15 protein-coding genes are annotated in these 18,082 nt (G+C 44.0%); 9 read left to right on the forward strand and 6 right to left on the reverse strand.

The features are described 5' to 3' along the window. Positions 1-25 precede the first annotated feature (25 nt). The 4 genes from CRO04_RS12600 (at position 26) to CRO04_RS12615 (ending at position 4,852) form a co-directional block, all read left to right on the forward strand. Complete coding sequence (locus tag CRO04_RS12600; protein WP_097004603.1) at positions 26-1,111, forward strand: ABC transporter substrate-binding protein; 1,086 nt, start codon at positions 26-28, stop codon at positions 1,109-1,111. Positions 1,112-1,263: 152 nt separating this feature from the next. Further along, on the forward strand, positions 1,264-2,787 hold the full coding sequence (locus CRO04_RS12605; RefSeq protein ID WP_097004604.1) for a sugar ABC transporter ATP-binding protein: 1,524 nt from the start codon (positions 1,264-1,266) through the stop codon (positions 2,785-2,787). Beyond that, positions 2,780-3,835, forward strand: coding sequence for an ABC transporter permease (locus CRO04_RS12610; protein ID WP_097004605.1), 1,056 nt, complete (start codon positions 2,780-2,782; stop codon positions 3,833-3,835). Before CRO04_RS12605 ends, CRO04_RS12610 begins: the two co-directional genes overlap by 8 nt. Then, complete coding sequence (locus CRO04_RS12615; RefSeq protein ID WP_097004606.1) at positions 3,836-4,852, forward strand: ABC transporter permease subunit; 1,017 nt, start codon at positions 3,836-3,838, stop codon at positions 4,850-4,852. A gap of 57 nt (positions 4,853-4,909) precedes the next feature. On the opposite strand, the gene CRO04_RS26265 is transcribed toward CRO04_RS12615, so the two are convergent. After that, positions 4,910-5,059, reverse strand: a complete 150-nt coding sequence (locus tag CRO04_RS26265; RefSeq protein ID WP_166432551.1) for an LDCC motif putative metal-binding protein — start codon at positions 5,057-5,059, stop codon at positions 4,910-4,912. A gap of 191 nt (positions 5,060-5,250) precedes the next feature. Here CRO04_RS26265 and CRO04_RS12620 point away from each other — a divergent pair, with 191 nt between their 5' ends. Continuing rightward, positions 5,251-6,639 carry an MATE family efflux transporter gene (locus CRO04_RS12620; RefSeq protein ID WP_097004607.1) on the forward strand — a complete coding sequence of 463 codons (1,389 nt, stop codon included), beginning with the start codon at positions 5,251-5,253 and terminating at the stop codon, positions 6,637-6,639. A 16-nt stretch (positions 6,640-6,655) separates the two neighbouring features. Continuing rightward, on the forward strand, positions 6,656-7,648 hold the full coding sequence (locus CRO04_RS12625) for an alpha/beta hydrolase (RefSeq protein WP_097004608.1): 993 nt from the start codon (positions 6,656-6,658) through the stop codon (positions 7,646-7,648). 15 nt (positions 7,649-7,663) lie between these two features. Here CRO04_RS12625 and CRO04_RS12630 read toward each other — a convergent pair whose 3' ends face one another. From CRO04_RS12630 to CRO04_RS12650, 5 genes are all read right to left on the reverse strand, one after another. Next, a complete protein-coding gene (locus tag CRO04_RS12630; protein WP_097004609.1) occupies positions 7,664-8,491 on the reverse strand; it encodes a helix-turn-helix transcriptional regulator in 828 nt (275 codons plus the stop codon). A gap of 158 nt (positions 8,492-8,649) precedes the next feature. Continuing rightward, positions 8,650-9,954 carry a TRAP transporter large permease gene (locus CRO04_RS12635; RefSeq protein ID WP_097004610.1) on the reverse strand — a complete coding sequence of 435 codons (1,305 nt, stop codon included), beginning with the start codon at positions 9,952-9,954 and terminating at the stop codon, positions 8,650-8,652. A gap of 3 nt (positions 9,955-9,957) precedes the next feature. Further along, positions 9,958-10,461, reverse strand: coding sequence for a TRAP transporter small permease (locus CRO04_RS12640; RefSeq protein WP_097004611.1), 504 nt, complete (start codon positions 10,459-10,461; stop codon positions 9,958-9,960). A gap of 14 nt (positions 10,462-10,475) precedes the next feature. Next, positions 10,476-11,498: a TRAP transporter substrate-binding protein gene (locus CRO04_RS12645; protein ID WP_097004612.1), complete on the reverse strand. Its 1,023-nt coding sequence runs from the start codon at positions 11,496-11,498 to the stop codon at positions 10,476-10,478. 21 nt (positions 11,499-11,519) lie between these two features. Next, positions 11,520-14,021 (reverse strand): TIM-barrel domain-containing protein, encoded by a 2,502-nt coding sequence (locus CRO04_RS12650; protein WP_097004613.1) that lies wholly within the window; start codon positions 14,019-14,021, stop codon positions 11,520-11,522. Positions 14,022-14,317: 296 nt separating this feature from the next. Here CRO04_RS12650 and CRO04_RS12655 point away from each other — a divergent pair, with 296 nt between their 5' ends. The 3 genes from CRO04_RS12655 to nikA all read left to right on the forward strand — a co-directional run bounded on the left by CRO04_RS12655 (position 14,318) and on the right by nikA (position 18,004). Beyond that, a complete protein-coding gene (locus CRO04_RS12655) occupies positions 14,318-15,118 on the forward strand; it encodes an alpha/beta hydrolase (RefSeq protein WP_097004614.1) in 801 nt (266 codons plus the stop codon). A 238-nt stretch (positions 15,119-15,356) separates the two neighbouring features. After that, the gene (locus tag CRO04_RS12660) at positions 15,357-16,283 is read left to right on the forward strand and encodes a LysR family transcriptional regulator (protein ID WP_097004615.1); all 927 of its coding nucleotides are present in this window, start codon (positions 15,357-15,359) and stop codon (positions 16,281-16,283) included. An 80-nt stretch (positions 16,284-16,363) separates the two neighbouring features. Beyond that, positions 16,364-18,004, forward strand: a complete 1,641-nt coding sequence (gene nikA, locus CRO04_RS12665) for a nickel ABC transporter substrate-binding protein (protein ID WP_097004616.1) — start codon at positions 16,364-16,366, stop codon at positions 18,002-18,004. The last annotated feature ends 78 nt before the right edge of the window (positions 18,005-18,082 follow it).

An 18,082-nucleotide genomic window follows, 5' to 3' on the forward strand; every position in this document is an offset into this window, starting at 1 on the left:
ACGATTCTTATTGGAGGGAACGGATATGAAGAAAAGAGTTTTAAGCGTTCTGACAGCTGCGGTTATGACGACAGCTATGGTATTATCCGGTTGCAGCGGATCACAGACAGCTGCGACTACAGCAGCTCCGGCTGAAACAAAAGCGGAGACAGCAGCAGAGACAACAGCAGCAAAAACGGAAGAAGCCACAACGGCTGCAGCGCCTGCGGAGAAAAAAGAGATCGTAGTTGGATTCTCTCAGGTTGGTGCAGAATCTGACTGGAGAACGGCTAATACCGAGTCCATGAAATCAACGTTTACCGAAGCAAACGGTTATAAACTGATTTTTGACGATGCCCAGCAGAAACAGGAAAATCAGTTAAAGGCAGTCCGCAACTTTATACAGCAGGATGTTGACTATATCGTAATTGCACCGGTTACGGAGACCGGTTGGGATACCGTTTTACAGGAAGCGAAGGATGCAGGCATTCCGGTAATCATCGTTGACCGTATGATCAATGTATCGGATGATTCCTTATATACCGCATGGGTTGGTTCCAATTTCCTTCAGGAAGGTTATGATGCGGTTGCATGGCTGGATGAGTATTTAAAGAAGAATAACAGAGCAGATGATGACATCAATATTGTTACTCTTCAGGGTACCATCGGTTCTTCTGCACAGATCGGACGTACCAACGGTGTGGAAGAGAAGATGAAAGACCATCCGAAGTGGAAGATGTTAGAGCGTCAGACCGGAGAATTTACTCAGGCAAAAGGTCAGGAGGTTATGGAATCCTTCTTAAAGACTTATGACGATATTGATGTTGTAATAGCTGAGAACGACAATATGGCATTTGGTGCCATTGATGCCATTAAGGCTGCAGGAAAGACCTGCGGGCCAAAGGGCGATATCATCATCATTTCCTTTGATGCAGTTGCTGCAGCATTTGACTCCATGATTGCTGGAGATATGAACGTATCTGTAGAGTGTAATCCTCTTCACGGTCCTCGTGTCGCTGAGATCATTCAGAAACTGGAGAAGGGCGAAAAAGTTGATAAGATTGCATATGTAAAGGAAGGCGTATTTCCGGCAGATACAGCCGAGGCTGAAAAACCAAAGAGACAGTATTAATTGGTTGGGACTAAGGCGCTGAAAGCAGAATGATAGCCAGAGAAACAGGTGCAGGGAAAGGAGGACGGGGACAGTCCTCCTCCAGGCACCTTTTTTAATCTCCGAACGTGCAGTGAAAAGCAAAATAGTGGAGAAAAAAAGGAGGAGATCTTATGCCCAATGAGATAGTACTTAGCATGAAAAACATATCAAAAACATTTCCCGGGGTGCGTGCCTTAGACCATGTGGATTTTACCTTACGAAGCGGGGAGATCCATGCTCTCATGGGAGAAAACGGAGCAGGAAAATCTACCCTCATAAAGGTTTTGACAGGGGTGGAGGAATTTGAATCTGGTGAGATACGAATTGAGGGAGGAAGCAGGTCAATTATCAACCACTCCCCCCAGGAAGCCCAGGAGCATGGGATCAGCACAGTATATCAGGAGGTAAATCTCTGCCCCAATTTATCGGTTGCGGAAAATCTGTTCATCGGAAGGGAACCAAAGCGAGCCGGACTGATTGACTGGAAAACCATGAACCGGAAGGCGGCAGAGCTTTTATCCAGACTTGATATGAATATTGATGTGACAAAAGCGCTGGAGAATTACTCCATTGCCCTGCAGCAGATGATTGCCATAGCAAGAGCCGTGGATATGTCGGCAAAGGTTCTGATTCTTGATGAACCTACATCTTCGCTTGATGACAACGAGGTTGTGAAGTTATTCGGTCTGATGAGGCGTCTGAAAGCAGAAGGGGTCGGTATTATTTTTGTAACCCATTTTCTGGAGCAGGTTTATGAAGTGTGCGATAAGATTACAGTTCTCAGAAACGGAGGTCTGGTAGGAGAGTATGAAACGGAGACGCTTCCCAGAGTTCAACTGGTAGCAAAGATGATGGGGAAGGATTTTGATGATCTGGCAGCTATTAAAAAAGAAGGGAACCGAGTTCAGAAAAACAGTGAGGCAGTGATTGATGCCAGGGGAATCGGCAGGCATGGAACCATAAAACCATACGACCTGCAGATCCGTAAGGGAGAAGTGATCGGACTTACCGGCCTTTTGGGATCCGGCCGTTCCGAACTGGCAAGAAGTCTTTACGGAGCAGATAAACCGGACAGCGGTCAGCTGAAGGTGAACGGCAAAACGGTGGTCATCCGAACGCCCATCGACGCCATGATGGCAGGTATGGCATATCTTCCTGAGAACCGGAAAGAGGAAGGAATTGTCGCCGATTTATCGGTCAGGGAGAATTTAATTCTGGCTTTGCAGGCAAAGAGAGGCATGTTCCATCCCATTGGAAGCAAAGAACAGGAGGAACTTGCGAACAAGTATGTGGAATTGCTGCAAATCAAGACCGCAAGTCTGGACACTCCAATAAAAAGCTTAAGCGGAGGAAACCAGCAGAAGGTAATTCTGGGCAGATGGCTTCTGACTGATCCTGATTTTCTGATTCTTGATGAGCCTACAAGAGGAATTGACGTTGGAACCAAAACTGAGATTCAAAAACTGGTGGTCCAGCTGGCAAAAGAAGGCGTTACCGTTATGTTTATTTCTTCGGAAATTGAGGAGATGATCCGAACCTGCAGCCGGATGGCGGTTTTAAGAGACAGGGAGAAGGTTTCTGAACTAAAGGAGGATGAGCTTGACCAAAACCATATCATGAAGGCAATTGCAGGAGGAGGTGGTACCAATGAATAAGGGAAAGGCATTTATAAAAAGACTGACAGGATACCGCTTATTTCTTCCCATCTTCTGTCTGGTGCTTGTTCTGATATCCAATTTGATTAAAACTCCAGGTTTCTTTGAGGTCACAATTAAAAACGGCGTTCTTTATGGATATATCATTGATGTAATTAACAGAGCCAGTGATCTGGTGATTTTATCGGTTGGAATGACATTGGTGGTTGCTGCCTCCGCAGGTACAGATATCTCGGTAGGGGCCGTTATGTCTGTGGCAGGCGCAGTGTGCTGCTTTATTCTTTCGGGCGGACAGCAGACGGTGAATGAATTCGCCAATCCCTATATTCTGGGTGTCTTGGCGGCAATTCTTGCAGGAATCCTCTGCGGCTGTTTTAATGGCTTTCTTGTGGCAAGGCTTAAGATTCAGCCCATGGTGGCGACCCTGATATTATTTACGGCTGGCAGGGGAATTGCACAGCTGATTACCAAGGGACAGATCACCTATATCCGCGTGGAATCCTATAAGATGCTGGGAGCCAGCATTCCTGGAATCCCAATACCCACTCCGGTGTTTGTAGCTCTGATCGTTGTGCTTCTCACTTACGTTCTGCTTAGGAAAACTTCTCTGGGGCTCTACATTCAGACAGTGGGAATTAATCCCAAAGCTTCTAAGCTTATGGGAATTAAATCTTCCATGATTATTTTCCTGTCCTACGTTTTCTGCGGTCTTTGTGCCGGTATCTCCGGTCTGGTGGCTTCTTCCAGAATCTATTCTGCTGATGCCAACAACATCGGACTGAATCTGGAGCTGGATGCCATTTTAGCTGTCGCTTTGGGCGGCAACAGTCTGGCAGGAGGAAAATTTTCACTTTTAGGTAGTGTAATTGGAGCATATACCATTCAGGCACTGAGCACGACCCTTTATGCCATGGGCGTTTCTCCGGATCAGATTCCGGTTTATAAAGCCATTGTCGTTGTCGTGATTGTAGCGTTGCAGTCAACGGAATTAAAACGTATGATCAATAAACTTCAGATAAATGTTAAATCAGGAAAGAAGGTGGCATAAATGAAAAAAAGGGAAAAGCTTGATGGAAAAGTATTTTTACTGATCATCACCATCCTTCTCTTTTTGGTGATGTATGCAGCCGGTCTGATTATATTTAACAGCAAAGGGTTTGCCAAACCACAGGTATTTTTAAATCTGTTTATCTCCAATGCCGGTCTGATCGTCATTGCAGCCGGCATGACTATGGTCATGATAACCGGAGGAATTGATATTTCGGTGGGGTCCGTGGTTGCGATGACCTGCATGATGCTTGCGTGGATGATGGAAAATAAGGGAATAGGGGCGGTTACGGCGCTTTTGATTGTTCTTATTATGGGCATTGTATTTGGTCTGGTTCAGGGTTTCTTTATTGCTTATTTAAAGCTTCAGCCTTTTATTGTCACACTTGCCGGAATGTTCTTTGCAAGAGGTATGACAGCCATTATCAGCCAGGAAATGATCAGCATCAAAAATGAAATGTTTTTAAAATGGGCAAAGAGTAAAATCAACCTGACCTTTTTAGGGGGAGCGGTAAACAAGAAAGGCGTGATAAATTATCCGTTTATTTACCCCAGTGTAATCATCGCACTGGTGACTCTGATCGGTATATTTATTCTTTTAAAGTTCACCAAGTTTGGAAGAACGATTTATGCGGTAGGAGGAAATGAACAGTCAGCACTCATGATGGGACTGAATGTCAGACGGACCAAGCTGCTTGTTTACGTGATTAACGGTTTTTTATGCTCGCTGGGAGGCTTCTTATTCGCATTGAATACCTGCGCGGGATTTGTAGAACAGGCCAAAGGATTTGAGATGGAAGCAATTGCTTCTGCTGTAATCGGCGGAACCTTACTGACAGGAGGCGTCGGCAATGTGTTCGGCAGTCTGTTCGGTGTTCTGATTAAGGGAACCATTGAAACCTTTATTACATTTCAGGGAACACTGTCTTCCTGGTGGACCAAGATTACGATTGCAGCACTGCTTGCGTTCTTTATTATTCTACAGAGTTTGTTTGCAAAGGCGAAAGAAAAGCAATAAAACAGGAAGGAACCAGAAGCCGGGGGAAGGCATACTCCCCCCGGCTTCTGGTTTTTCTCATCTTTGGCCGTTTTTTCTCTGGTTATCCGGTCTGCGGTTAAGATTGCAGCAGTCCATCGTCTGATTTCCAAAGGTTTCCCTGTTTGTTTTAGCCATATCAGCCAGGTAATTCTGAAATGCTTTTTTTATTCGCTGTCCAAGTTTCATCGGATTATCCTCCTGTAATTGGTTCTCTGTTAATGGTAGTATTCTGGTTTGTAGAAACTATGGAGAAGTTTTGATTGCCTTTGCAGGTTATATTTATTATAATCGAGTAAACTTGCTTTTCTCAAGAGCAGGAATGAAATCTGGCAAAAACGGAGGTAAACAGAAAAAGTACGCTTTTACTGGAAAGAAGGATGAACAAATTAATAGGAAATAAGGCATTTTATAAAAAGGTGCTGATCATTGCAATTCCCATTATGATACAGAACGGAATTACTAACTTTGTAAGTCTGCTTGACAATATTATGGTGGGAATGGTGGGGACCGGTCAGATGTCAGGGGTTGCAATTGTAAATCAGCTGATATTTGTCTTTAATGTCAGTATCTTTGGTATCGTTTCCGGTGCGGGAATCTTTGGCGCTCAGTTTTATGGCAGTGGTAAGCATGACGGAGTAAGGCATACATTCCGGTTCAAATTTTTATTTTGCCTTCTTCTGTCAGCTGTGGCTGCACTTATATTTTATTTTTACGGAGAAAATTTGATTTACCTCTACCTCCATGGAGAAGATAAGGGCGGAGATCTTTCGGTTGCCATGAGCAATGGGCGCAGATATATGCTTGTTATGATGCTGGGGCTTTTGCCCTTTGCCCTAGAGCAGGCGTATACCAGCACTCTTCGTGAATGCGGGGAAACGGTGATTCCCATGAAGGCTGGAATTGCTGCAGTACTGGTTAATGTGGTCCTTAACTATATTCTTATCTTTGGTAAATTCGGAGTACCGGCTTTTGGCGTAATGGGGGCAGGCATTGCCACTGTTGCGGCAAGGTATATTGAGACTGTAGTTGTAATAGTCTGGACTCATAAGCATAAGAAACGTTTTCCATTTATCGAGGGTGCATATAAGAGCATGCATATACCAATGAGCCTGATCGGTAAAATCTTTGTGAAGGGTACGCCTTTGATTGTAAACGAAGCTTTGTGGGCCAGTGGAATGGCAGTGTTAATGCAATGTTATTCCGTCAGGGGACTGACTGCTGTGGCTGGATTAAATATTTCCAACACCATTGGCAATGTGTTTAATGTAGTCTATATAGCTCTTGGAGTTTCTGTTTCCATTATTGTAGGCCAGCTATTAGGTGCGGGGAAGATGGAGGAAGCCAGAGATACGGATACGAAACTGATCGCATTTTCCGTTGCCTCCTGTGCTGTTATGGGTACAATACTGGCAATTGTGGCACCTCTTTTCCCTATGATTTACAATACAACCGATGAGGTGAAGAACTTAGCGGTTCAGTTAATCCGGATTCTGGCTCTTCTCATGCCGATGAACGCATTTATGAATGTCTCTTATTTTACACTGCGTTCCGGAGGTAAGACGGTTGTAACGTTTTTCTTTGATAGTGTGTTCATGTGGGTGGCAAGTATTCCGGCCGCGTATCTGCTTAGCCGGTATACGCAGATTCCCATTGTCCCGCTGTATTTTATGTGCCAGATGGTTGAGATTATTAAATGCATTATCGGTTTTGTTCTGGTAAAAAAAGGGGTATGGATTCAAAATATTGTTTTAGATCAAGAAGCATAAGAAAGGAGTTGGTATCATGTCTGAGTCAGTTACTGTTGATACGACCATTGGAGAGCTTTGTACAAAGATTGAGCTTGAACCGTTTTCTAAATATTTTTTCACAAACATGACAGAGGATGTGTGGAATCGGAAAATTGGTGATTATGGAAACGAACGCTGTGGACTTTTGCCGGCAATTAAACGGATTTATGAAGTGATGGAAGTAAAAAGCCAGGTAATCTATGATGTTTATCCCAAAGAGGAATGGGAAGCTGAACCGGACAAGGAGCAGGTAAAACTGATTCATATGCCAGGGGATCCCGATAAGCCCTTTGTGCTCGTGTGTCCTGGAGGAGGGTATGCGAGAGAATGGGTCCTGGTTGAGGGGTATCCCATTGCGGAACAGTTAAACCGGATGGGATATCCGGCATTTATCTTAATATACAGAACCGGGCAGAAAAAGCTTCTTCCAAAACCCCTGAATGATATCGCAGCTGCCTTAAGGTTCCTGGCTGACCATAAGAATGAGCTTCAGATTCGTATGGAAGGATATGCGATGGCGGGATTTTCGGCAGGCGGCCATCTGTCGGCTGTCTGGGGTACGAAAGAGAAAGGATATGAAGCCTATGGCTTAAATAAGCCGGCCGCATTATTTCTGGGCTATCCAAGCATCTCAACGGTTCAGTTTTTAAAGGATATGGAGCGTGCTTCAGATTCTGAGCGGGCGGCTGCCGTGAAGTATTTAGAACGGATCGGAGGAGAGCATTTTACAAAAGAAGATCTGGCAGAGTACAGCGTGGAATACCATATGGATCAGGATTATCCCCCTTGCTATCTGGTTCACAGTAAGGATGATCCTGTGGTTAATATAGAAGCCAGCTGCGTCATGCAGGAACGGCTGAAGCAGTTTCAGGTTATGAACAGGGTAAGGTTTATGGAGCACGGCGGTCACAGCTTTGGTCTGGGAAACGGCACGGAGCTTGATGGCTGGCTGGCAGACGCCGTAAGATTCTGGGAAGAGGTGCGGTAATTTTAATTAAATGTATTATCCCTGTTCTTTCTGACCGGCGTGCTGTTTGCGGCTTTTGGAGGGTGACATGCCTATAATAGACTTAAATACGCGGTTAAAATGAGTTACATTAGAAAACCCCACCTCTTTGCTGATATCAGTGATCGTGCGGTTTGTTTCCATAAAAAGCCGCTGGGCATGAATAATGCGTATGTTATTGATATATTGGATAATCGTGCTGTTAGTATAGCGCTTAAACTCCCGGCATAGATAATAAGGGCTGATGTAAAAGCGGGAGGCCAGATCCTCAAGAGTAATATTTTCCGAATAGTGGTTATGAAGGTAGTGAAGGATTTCTGTAATGCGGCTCTGGTTTTCCGGGGCCGCTGTTTCATCCGCTCTTCTGGCAGTTTTAATTAAAATCTGATTCAGTAACATCTTCATGGCATCAAAATGATACCCTTCTGCTTCTTCCTGCTCTTTAAGGATCTCTTTCAGAAGGAAATGGACAGACTGGCTGGTTTTGGTATCAAACCGGTATACCCCGGCTGACTGGCTGAATATGTGCAGAACCTCCGGAACCATAACTGTTTCCGGTGTAAAATAAACGAGAAGCCGTTTAAATGGAACATCATTATCTCCGTAAGAATGGTGCATGGAATACGGTGGGAAGATGATGAATTCCCCTGAGTTTAAGGAATAGATATTGTCATCTACCATATGGTAGCGCTTCCCATATTCCAGATAATATAATTCGTAATATTCATGATAATGGGATTTGGCCATATTGTCGTTCACGCCCTGTATGCGTTCACTGGCTATCATACGCCCTCCTGCCATCATAAAACTTGCTATGTCGATCAAGTAATTACCCCCTCGTAAGGATTGCTCTTAAGTATGGTTACACCGGCTGGATTCATTATAACGTTTTCATGACACGATATCAATACGGGATTAAAAGGAATTACTACTACAAAAACCGCCCCTGTAACTGTATGACAGGGACGGTTTTTAATGCTGTGTTATTTAATTAATCCAAGAAGTTTTGGCAGCGCCAGAGACAGAGCCGGAATATAGGTAACTGCCAGTAACAGTGCGACCAGTGCAAATAAGTAAGGTAAAAGCTGCTTTACAACCTGTTCAATGGAAACCTTGCTGATTCCGCAGGAAATGAACAGTACAGATCCAACAGGAGGTGTCATGGTACCAAGACACATATTAAATACAAGCATAACACCAAAATGTACGGGATCCATTCCAAAGCTCGTGGCGATTGGAAGGAAAATAGGTGTAAAAATCAGACATGCCGGAGTAATATCCATAAATGTTCCGATTACTAGAAGTACTATGTTCATAAGCAGAAATACGACATATTTGTTGTCTGATACGGACATGATCGCATTGCTGATCGCTGCAGGTATTCCGGAATATGCCATGACCCATGACATTGCTGAGGAGGCGGAGATCAGAAACAGTATGATTCCGCTGGTACATGCGCTCTTTAAAAGGATGTCCAGAAAATCCTGGAATGTGATGCTGCGGTAAACTAAGGATAGGATAAGGCAGTATAAAACTGCAATTCCTGCACCTTCTGTTGCGGTAAATACGCCTCCTACGATACCTCCAATTACAATAACAATGAGAAGAAGGCTTGGAATTGCTTCCATCGTGGTTTTAACTGCCTGGTTAAAGCTTACTTTGGGAGATACAGGGTAATTATGTTTCTTTGCATAAAAATAAGCAATCAGCATGGTTGAAAGTCCCATAAGAAGTCCCGGTATATAACCTGCCATAAACAGAGCGGAGATGGAGACGCCTCCTGCAATGGTAGAGTAAACAATAAATGCGCTGGTAGGCGGAATCAGAAGTCCGGTAGGAGCGGAGGCGATATTCACGCAGGTAGAAAATGCCGGATCATAACCTTCCTCTTCCTCCATTGGATTCAGAGTGCCTCCAATTGCAGCTGCGGCAGCTACGGCAGAACCGGAGAGTGCGCCGAACAGCATATTTCCAAGAACATTGGTCTGGGCCAGAGATCCGGGAATCCGTCCGGAGATAATCTTAGCAAAATTAATCAGCCTTCTTGCAATTCCACCGTTGTTCATGATGTTGCCGGCCAGAATAAACAGGGGTACCGCAAGAAGTGAGAAGCTTTCCACACCGCTGTTCATCTTCTGCATTACAATGAAAACAACCTGATCCCAGGAGAGGTTTGCAAGTGCGGTAGCAACGGAGGATACCAGGATGCTGATGGAGATGGGGCAGCCTAAGAACAGAAGCACCCCGAAAACCGCAAATAGCACGATGGTTGAAATAATAATATTCATGGATTAAACTTCCCCCTTTGCTTTAATAGTAATACCGGTTGCGTCTTCCCAGATGTTGATAATCTGCACAATGATAATGAAAACGCCGGATATGGGAGCCATGCTGTAAACAAGACTTCTGGATATACCTAGAAGTGCAGAATACTCCATTCTCGCGCTGATTGCCAGTTTTGCTCCGCCAATGGTCATAACAAACAGGGCAAATGCCAGCACCAGTAAATCGGTGAAAATCATCAGGGATTTTCTGCTTACCGGATTTAATTTGTCCCTTATAAATAACAATGCCATATGCTGTCTGGTACTGAACGCATATGCTGCTCCCACAAACCCGGTCCAAATCAGCAGGTAGCGCACGATTTCTTCCGTGAAATCACTGGGGTTATTCAGTACATAACGTGTAAATACCTGATAGATTACCAGAAAGCTCATAACTGTTAAAAGGACAGCTGCGATTCTGGAGAGCAGGTAATTGATTACGCTTTTAATATTAGTCAGTAAGTGTTCCATTTTTGTCCTCCATGTTAGTCGACGGAATTGATGATGTTTAAAACATCCTGTACCTTTGGATATTTTTCAGAATAGCTTTGAATCATTTCCTTGGTTGCAGCGCGGAAGGCATCTTTATCCACATCTTCAACAAAGGTAACGCCCATTGTATCTTTGGCTTCGGCAACTGCTTTTTCAATGCCGGCCTCCCATGCAGCCTTATGTGATTCCGTTGATTTCTTCGCAGCATTGATTAAAATATTCTGATCCTCTGGTGTAAGCTGTTTCCAGATCACGGAACTGATTACCAAAACGTCGGGAATCATTGAGTGCTGGTCAACAGAGTAATATTTGCAGATTTCTCCGTGTTTTCCTGTAGTCAGGGCAGTTTCGTTATTCTCTGTTCCATCGATGATGCCAGTCTGTAAGGAGGTGAACACATCTCCCATAGCCATAGCAACCGGGGTTCCGCCCAGTGCTTTGATCATATCGGTCTGGGATTTCATATCCTGGACACGGATTTTTAAGCCTTTTAAGTCTTCGGGCTTCCGGATTGGTTTATTAATGGTGTAGAACGAACGGGATCCGGAGGTATAGTAAGTCAGAGTAACAAATCCGTCTTTCTCACTGGAGCGGAAGAAACCACCCATGGCATCTGAATCCATTACATCGTAATAGTTCTGGGTATCTTTAAAAATATAAGGAAGACCAAAGGTATGGTAGCCTTCATTGTAAGTGGCAAGTCCGGGAGCGGATACTCTGGTCATACCTACTACACCGGCCATGAGCTGCTCTAAAACTTCCGTTTCAGAACCTAACTGTCCGCCGGGATAAATCTGTATTTTAATTCTTCCGTTGCTTTCTTCTTCTACCAGATCGGCAAAATCCTGCAATGCGATTGAGGTAATATGTGTCTCGCTTAAGTTATGAGCCAAAGTCAGCACCATGGGATTTTCAGGGGTCGCTTCAGCGCTGTTTTTTACGCCGGATTTGCCGCATCCTGCCAGCATTGCGGCAGAGACAGCACAGGCTGTAAAGAGTAACAATAGTTTTTTCATTTTGTACGAACTCCTTTATATTTACATACCGATCATATCGAACTGCTGGAATGAGATTACGAGCTTGCAGTCTTTTTTCGGATTTTTATATTTAATCTGAACAGATTTTAACGTCTGGCTGTAATACCAACCGCATTCTGCTGCTTCAAATTTTTTGCGGTAAAGGAAATGCGGCAGTTCTGTTCCGTCTAAAGTGATCCAGAATGGTGCTTTTTCTCTGTGAATTACATCCAGGTAAATGGTTTCCACTGCAGTCTGATAGCTGCCTTCCTGCTTAAATTCTACCGTTGTCTGTTCTCCTGCGGTCATCTCAATGACTGTTTTTAAATAATCCCCATTTTGATAATTCAGGGTAGTACCGTCATCTTCATAGAGTGTAAAGGTATTGCTTTTACCAGCAGCTAAAAGCAGGTGAATACCGGTGACGGTTTCTGTGGATAAGTTATTCATCTGGTTAGCAGCCATAGGAATGATGGCGCCTTCCCTGATAAAAAGAGGTATGCTTGCCAGTGTGACCGGAAGCTTTACGGTCTGTCCGCCCTGGAATTGCTCTCTTGTATAGAAATCATAGAAGGTCTCTTTGGCAGGTAAATAGACTTCTCTTGTAACAGCACCTTTTTCCACCACATTTGCTACCAGAAGTGAGTCTCCGATCATAAAATCCACACCCTCTTCATAACAGCGGTTATCGTGCTGGAATGCGCTGCACATAGGTTCCATAATGGGGAGCCCTGTCTCATGGGCACGTTCCATAAGAGAATACAGATAAGGAATCAGTCTGTAACGGAATTTAATGGCATCCCGGATATAGCCGGTGCAGTTCCCGTACATCCAGGGTTCCGTAACCGTATTATCTGTATTAACGGAGTGAACGGAGAAGCGTGGCTGGAAAATTCCGTTCTGTATCCAGCGCACCATCAGCTCTGCTTCCGGAGAAGTTCCATAAAATCCGCCGATGTCACAGCCCTGGTTTGCCACACCGCTTAAGCTCATGCCAAGAATGGTTGCAATGTTATATTTCAGTGAATCCCAGCAGGTTAAATTATCCCCCGCCCAGGTCTGGGCATAGCGCTGAATGCCGCTGTGGCCGGACCGGCATACAATAAAAGGTCTGGTGTTGTCAAAGGTTTCATGAATGGCCTCGTCGGTGATGTGGCACATTATGTTGGACATGACAGATTTTAACTGTCCGATGGTGCCGCCTTTTCCTTCGAAATCACAGCGGCAGTCCTTGTCCACCATGCTGTCATATTCACAGTTGTCATTCCAGACAGAACAGGTTCCCATTTCCAGAACGTTTTTCTTTAACAGGTCCTTCCAGACAGTGCGGGTTACAGGTTTTGTAAAATCAGCAAAAACACCTTTTCCGCCCCACCAGGTTCCGATACCGGGCTCATCGCTCTGGCTGTCTTTTACAAAGATACCTTTGGCCTTCATCTTGTCAAGATCCGGATGAGATAAAAGAATCCCCGGTTTTACATTTGGAGATACGGTAATACCTCTTTTCCTCATTTGTTCAAAGAAATCTTTGGGATTTTTAAAGCGTTTTTCGTTCCAGGTAAACACACAGCGTTTTACGCCCTGATCGGTTTCCTGTGAGGTATAACCGGAGGAAAGCTGGAATCCGTCAACCGGAATATCTTCTTCTTTTGTTGTATCAATAAATTCTGCAATTGCATCGTCGCAGTCTGCTTCCAGTTCCGGGTAATACATGGAGGAACCCAGGTAGCCCAGTGCATAACGGGGAAGCATGGCAGACTTACCGGTGAGATCCGTATAACGGGAAACAACTTCCCGTATGGAAGGACCGGCAATTAAAAATAAGTCGATGTCACCGCCGTCTGTACGGTACCGGCTGTGGGGTTTCCAGTAATTGCTTTTTTCTCTTCCCATATCAAAATCACATTCATACGTGTTGTGATAGAAGTAACCCACGGCTTTTTTTGAGCTGCGGTTCAATTTCACATAAAACGGTATGTGCTTATAAAGAGAATCAGTTTCTTTGGGATTATAACCCATCGCATCTTTGGGGCTCATGGATAAGAATTTCTGTGCTTTATTCCATTGACCGCTCTTTTCTCCAAATCCATAGAAACAATCCTCTGGTGAGATTTCACTGGTATGGATTCTTCGGTGATTGCTGTCCTCCTGATAACCAAGGTCCACAATATCGGAATGGAGGCAGGTACCTTCCTTATCATAAACACAGATGCGGAAGGGGTCCTTTTCAATAACAACCTTTAAACTGCTTCCCTGAATCACAGCCTGGTGCTCTGACTGAATTAGTTCCGCTGACGCAGGAATAATCTTTTTGCGCTGATCTTTCATCAGCTCATCCATGCGGTCTTCCCATGCGGTCATAACGAGACTGTAAGATTCTTCGGCAAAGTCTCCGTCAAATCCGGCGCGGATCCGAAGAATGGAATCTGTAAGGAATAGTACCCGGATTTCAACTGAATTGGTGGCAATGCTAAAATATTGATCTATCTTCTTTACTTCAATTACGTTTGTGCATAGCTTCATAGGGTGTATTCTCCTTTACTTGAATGTTAAATCGGTTAGCGTTACTATCATAAAGAAAACGGCATAAAAAAACTAGACTAAAATTGCAGATTGTAAGCCAAAACTATACATATCTTGCACTGTTTTAATATAAAACATGCCCGAAATTGCTAAAAAATTGGATTTAAAATGGCAATATAGGTATAAGATATATAAAAACAGTGCAATTTTTGTCTAGTTCTAAAACGAGAAGATGCCTATAATGAAATAAAAGAGGAAGCAGACCGCTTCCGGCAAAGAAAGAGGAGGTTTTAACCATGGCCAGTATGAATTGTCATTATTATAGTTATACATTAGGACATACCGTGGATGTGAATGTATTTGTACCAACACCGGAGGGAAATGAGCAGATTACCAGTGATTCGGCAAAGAAAGCATTTCCTTATGAGAAGGGACTGCCAGTCTTATATCTGCTTCATGGAGCGTTTGGAGATTACAGCTCCTGGATGCGTTTTTCCAATATTGAGCGTTATGCTCAGAAACATTGCTGCGTGGTTGTCATGGCGTCTGCGGAAAACAGTTTTTATCAGGATATGTATCGTGGAAACCGTTACTACACCTTTTTTACAGAAGAACTGCCTGCATTTATTAAAAGCATTTTCCCTGTTTCAAAAAGACGGGAGGATACCTTTGTGGCAGGACTTTCCATGGGAGGCTACGGAGCCTGGTTTTTAGGACTTTCAAAACCGGAACAGTATGCAAAGGCAGCCAGTATGTCCGGTGCGCTGGACATTGTTAAGACCTTTGAAGGAATTAAAAACGGGACGATTGACGGACCATTTCCGTGGGATAATATTTTTGAAAATCCCGATAATCTGTCAGGAAGCAGCGCTGATCTGATGCAGCTGTATGACTGCTGTGTGAAAAATGGTGTCGTGCCACAGCTATATCAGGCATGCGGAACAGAAGATTTCCTTTATGAGATGAACAGAGAAGTAAAGAAGATTATGGAAGACAAGGGAGCCCATGTATTATATGAAGAAGGAACGGGCGGTCATAACTGGGATTTCTGGGATCATTATATTAAGAATGTTCTGCAATGGATGCTGCCTGTTTAATTGAGAATTCTTTTCAAACATAGGGCTTGTTTTTTTAGATATCTTATGTTATTATAATGACAGTTAGTTATTGCTAACTACGTGTGAATATTCTAACATCAGACTAACCCTCTGAATGTATCCTTCATTTGACCCGTGAGGGATCATGACTCCTACAAAAAAGCCGTACCTGTTACCGCATGACAGTACGGCTTTTTTGGTTAAAAAACGGCAGAATTATTAAACATTGGAGGAAACAATGGAGATAAAACAACTGGAATACTTTGTGGCGACTGCGGACCATGGCAGCTTAAACAAAGCGGCTGAGCAGCTTTATACGTCTCAGCCCAATGTCAGCAAGGTCATAGCAAATTTGGAAAAAGACTTAGGAGTAGTACTGTTTGAGCGTAACAGCAGAGGGATGCGCATGACGGAGCATGGAAAGATGCTCTACGGTCACGCCCTTACCATACTTAAAAATTCCAATATGATCCGGTCTCTTGTTCAGAAAAAAACAGGTAACTATTTTTCTGTTTCAGGGTATCAGAGCAGTATTCTTACAAAGCTGACCGCGGATATCTATGTGGCTCATAAGGATCAGAACATTACGTTCGGATTCAGGGAAGGGACAGTGGAAGAAATTACGGATGATGTGTCTGAGCACATATCGGAGATTGGCATTGTTTATCTCGCACATACCCAGCTGCAGTGTTTTAAGCATATTATCTGGCATAAAAAGCTGGAATTTTTCCCTCTGGCGGAGCTGCCCATCTGTGTTTATCTGGGGAGCCATCATCCGTGGTATGACAGGGAATCGGTAGTGCTCAAAGAGCTTTCCCACTTAAAATTTATTGAGGGAACCAAGGATTTTTTTGCAATGGAGCATCATATTGAACGGATCAGTGTTGGTGCAATCCAGATGGAGAACTTAAATAATGTAGTCTGCACCAACAGTGACTATATGATTACCAGTATGTTAAAGCATACGGATGTCTGCTGCCTGGGCATTGATTTTGTGTCCGGAGAATACGAAGGACAGGGAATAAGGGCATTGAAGGTAAGGGATTGTGAGAAATTTCTGACTCTGGGGTATGTAAAACAGAAGAAAAAGGATTTGTCTTTTGAAGCCCGGTTTTACATAGAAGAATTAAAAAAGGCGCTGGCTGCCTATAACGGTTTGTTATAGCCGGCTCTTCCTGATTCGTATTAGTAAGTCATGACTAACTATGATATAGTTAACATCATAGCAAATCAGGAGGAGCAATTATGAAAAAAAGATTATTATATACCTGCCTTGCAGGTGCGATCAGTGCAGCCCTTTTATCAGGGTGCCAAAAGCAGACCGGTCAGGAAGCTGCTGCGACAGCCAAAGACCAGGCAAAGACAGAAGCAGCAGGAACGGAAAATTCTGAAGGGACACCAAAGGATGAGCTGGTGTTTGTAAACTTCCGTGATATCAGGGATTTAAATCCACATCTGTATGCCGGTGAGATGTATGCCCAGGAAATGCTTTATGAGACTCTGGTCAACATAACCGCTGACGGATACGCCCCCTGCCTGGCAGAAAGCTGGAGCGTAAGCGAAGATGGGAAGACCTATACATTCAAAATCAGAAAGGGCGTTACCTTCTCTGACGGAGAGGTGTGTGATGCCAATGCAATCAAGGCAAATTTTGATGCAATTATTGAAAACAAGGAACGTCATACATGGCTGGAAATGATGAATCTGCTGGTGGGAGTATCCGCTCCTGATGCAGAAACCTTTGTAATTGAGCTTTCAAAGCCTTATTATCCCATGCTGACAGAACTGGGAGTTACAAGACCATTTGCAATGATCTCCCCTAAGGCCATGAAAAACGGAAGTACAAAAGAGGGCGTGGAAGCTTATATCGGGACCGGTCCTTATGTACTGAAGGAATCTGTTACAGACGAATACGCTGTGTTCGAGGCAAACGAAAACTATTGGGGTGAGAAACCCAAGGTGAAAAAGATCACCGTTAAGGTCATTCCAGATAACCAGACCCGTATTCTGGCGCTGGAAAAGGGCGAGGTTGATTTAATCTACGGAAAGAATATGATTGATGCTGAGGCAGTGACTAAATATAAGGAAAGCGACAAGTTCTCCGTAGCCTTGTCTGATGCTACATCTACCAGACAGATTGTAATTAACACCACCAATGATATTTTAAAGGATAAGACTGTGCGTCAGGCGATTCAGCATGCCACTAACCGCCAGGCAATCTCAGACGGTATCTTTTACGGGCTGGAGAAACCTGCTGATACGCTGTATTCCAAGACAGTTCCTTACTGCAATATTGAATTAACTCCCTACGAGTTCAGCCAGGATAAGGCATCTAAGATGCTGGAAGAGAGCGGCTGGGTTATGGGAAGTCAGAATGTGAGGGAAAAAGACGGAATGCCTCTGAAACTGACTCTTTTATACAACAGCGACAGTGTTACGGAAAAGACCATCGCAGAGTACCTTCAGTCTGAATATGGCAAGCTGGGAATCGGTCTGGAGATCAAAGGAGAAGAAGAACAGTCTTACCGTGACAACATGAAAGCAGGAAACTTTGACATGGTGTTTAACATCTGCTGGGGACTTCCTTATGATCCTCAGTCTTCTCTGGCTGGAATGAGACAGCGGGTATACGGAGACTACGCAGCACAGCAGGGACTTGCGGACAAGGCGGAGATCGATAAGGCAATTACGGAAATTATGGTATCTACAGATGAAGAAAAGCGCCAGGAGCTGTACCGCTTTGTTCTGACCAGGCTTCACGAGGATGCGGTATATATCCCTCTTACCTATGAGTGTAATAAGGCAGTCTACAGGTCGGATTTAAAAGGCATTGGATTTACCCAGACCCAGTATGAAGTGCCCTTTGCCCAGATGTATTTTGAATAATTTCCGGGAGGGATTTAAAACATGGGAAATACCGGCTGTCTGTATGCCAGGCTGCCGGTTTCCCATGTTTTTTCATAC

This window comes from Lacrimispora amygdalina (assembly GCF_900205965.1).
Taxonomy (GTDB): Bacteria; Bacillota; Clostridia; order Lachnospirales; family Lachnospiraceae; genus Lacrimispora; species Lacrimispora amygdalina_A.

What these genes read in the sequence shown, in the direction of transcription:
- CRO04_RS12600 (WP_097004603.1), top strand. Translation starts at nt 26, where the DNA reads ATGAAGAAAAGAGTTTTAAGCGTTCTGACAGCTGCGGTTATGACGACA.
- CRO04_RS12605 (WP_097004604.1), top strand. Translation starts at nt 1,264, where the DNA reads ATGCCCAATGAGATAGTACTTAGCATGAAAAACATATCAAAAACATTT.
- CRO04_RS12610 (WP_097004605.1), top strand. Translation starts at nt 2,780, where the DNA reads ATGAATAAGGGAAAGGCATTTATAAAAAGACTGACAGGATACCGCTTA.
- CRO04_RS12615 (WP_097004606.1), top strand. Translation starts at nt 3,836, where the DNA reads ATGAAAAAAAGGGAAAAGCTTGATGGAAAAGTATTTTTACTGATCATC.
- CRO04_RS26265 (WP_166432551.1), bottom strand. Translation starts at nt 5,059, where the DNA reads ATGAAACTTGGACAGCGAATAAAAAAAGCATTTCAGAATTACCTGGCT.
- CRO04_RS12620 (WP_097004607.1), top strand. Translation starts at nt 5,251, where the DNA reads ATGAACAAATTAATAGGAAATAAGGCATTTTATAAAAAGGTGCTGATC.
- CRO04_RS12625 (WP_097004608.1), top strand. Translation starts at nt 6,656, where the DNA reads ATGTCTGAGTCAGTTACTGTTGATACGACCATTGGAGAGCTTTGTACA.
- CRO04_RS12635 (WP_097004610.1), bottom strand. Translation starts at nt 9,954, where the DNA reads ATGAATATTATTATTTCAACCATCGTGCTATTTGCGGTTTTCGGGGTG.
- CRO04_RS12640 (WP_097004611.1), bottom strand. Translation starts at nt 10,461, where the DNA reads ATGGAACACTTACTGACTAATATTAAAAGCGTAATCAATTACCTGCTC.
- CRO04_RS12645 (WP_097004612.1), bottom strand. Translation starts at nt 11,498, where the DNA reads ATGAAAAAACTATTGTTACTCTTTACAGCCTGTGCTGTCTCTGCCGCA.
- CRO04_RS12650 (WP_097004613.1), bottom strand. Translation starts at nt 14,021, where the DNA reads ATGAAGCTATGCACAAACGTAATTGAAGTAAAGAAGATAGATCAATAT.
- CRO04_RS12655 (WP_097004614.1), top strand. Translation starts at nt 14,318, where the DNA reads ATGGCCAGTATGAATTGTCATTATTATAGTTATACATTAGGACATACC.
- CRO04_RS12660 (WP_097004615.1), top strand. Translation starts at nt 15,357, where the DNA reads ATGGAGATAAAACAACTGGAATACTTTGTGGCGACTGCGGACCATGGC.
- nikA (WP_097004616.1), top strand. Translation starts at nt 16,364, where the DNA reads ATGAAAAAAAGATTATTATATACCTGCCTTGCAGGTGCGATCAGTGCA.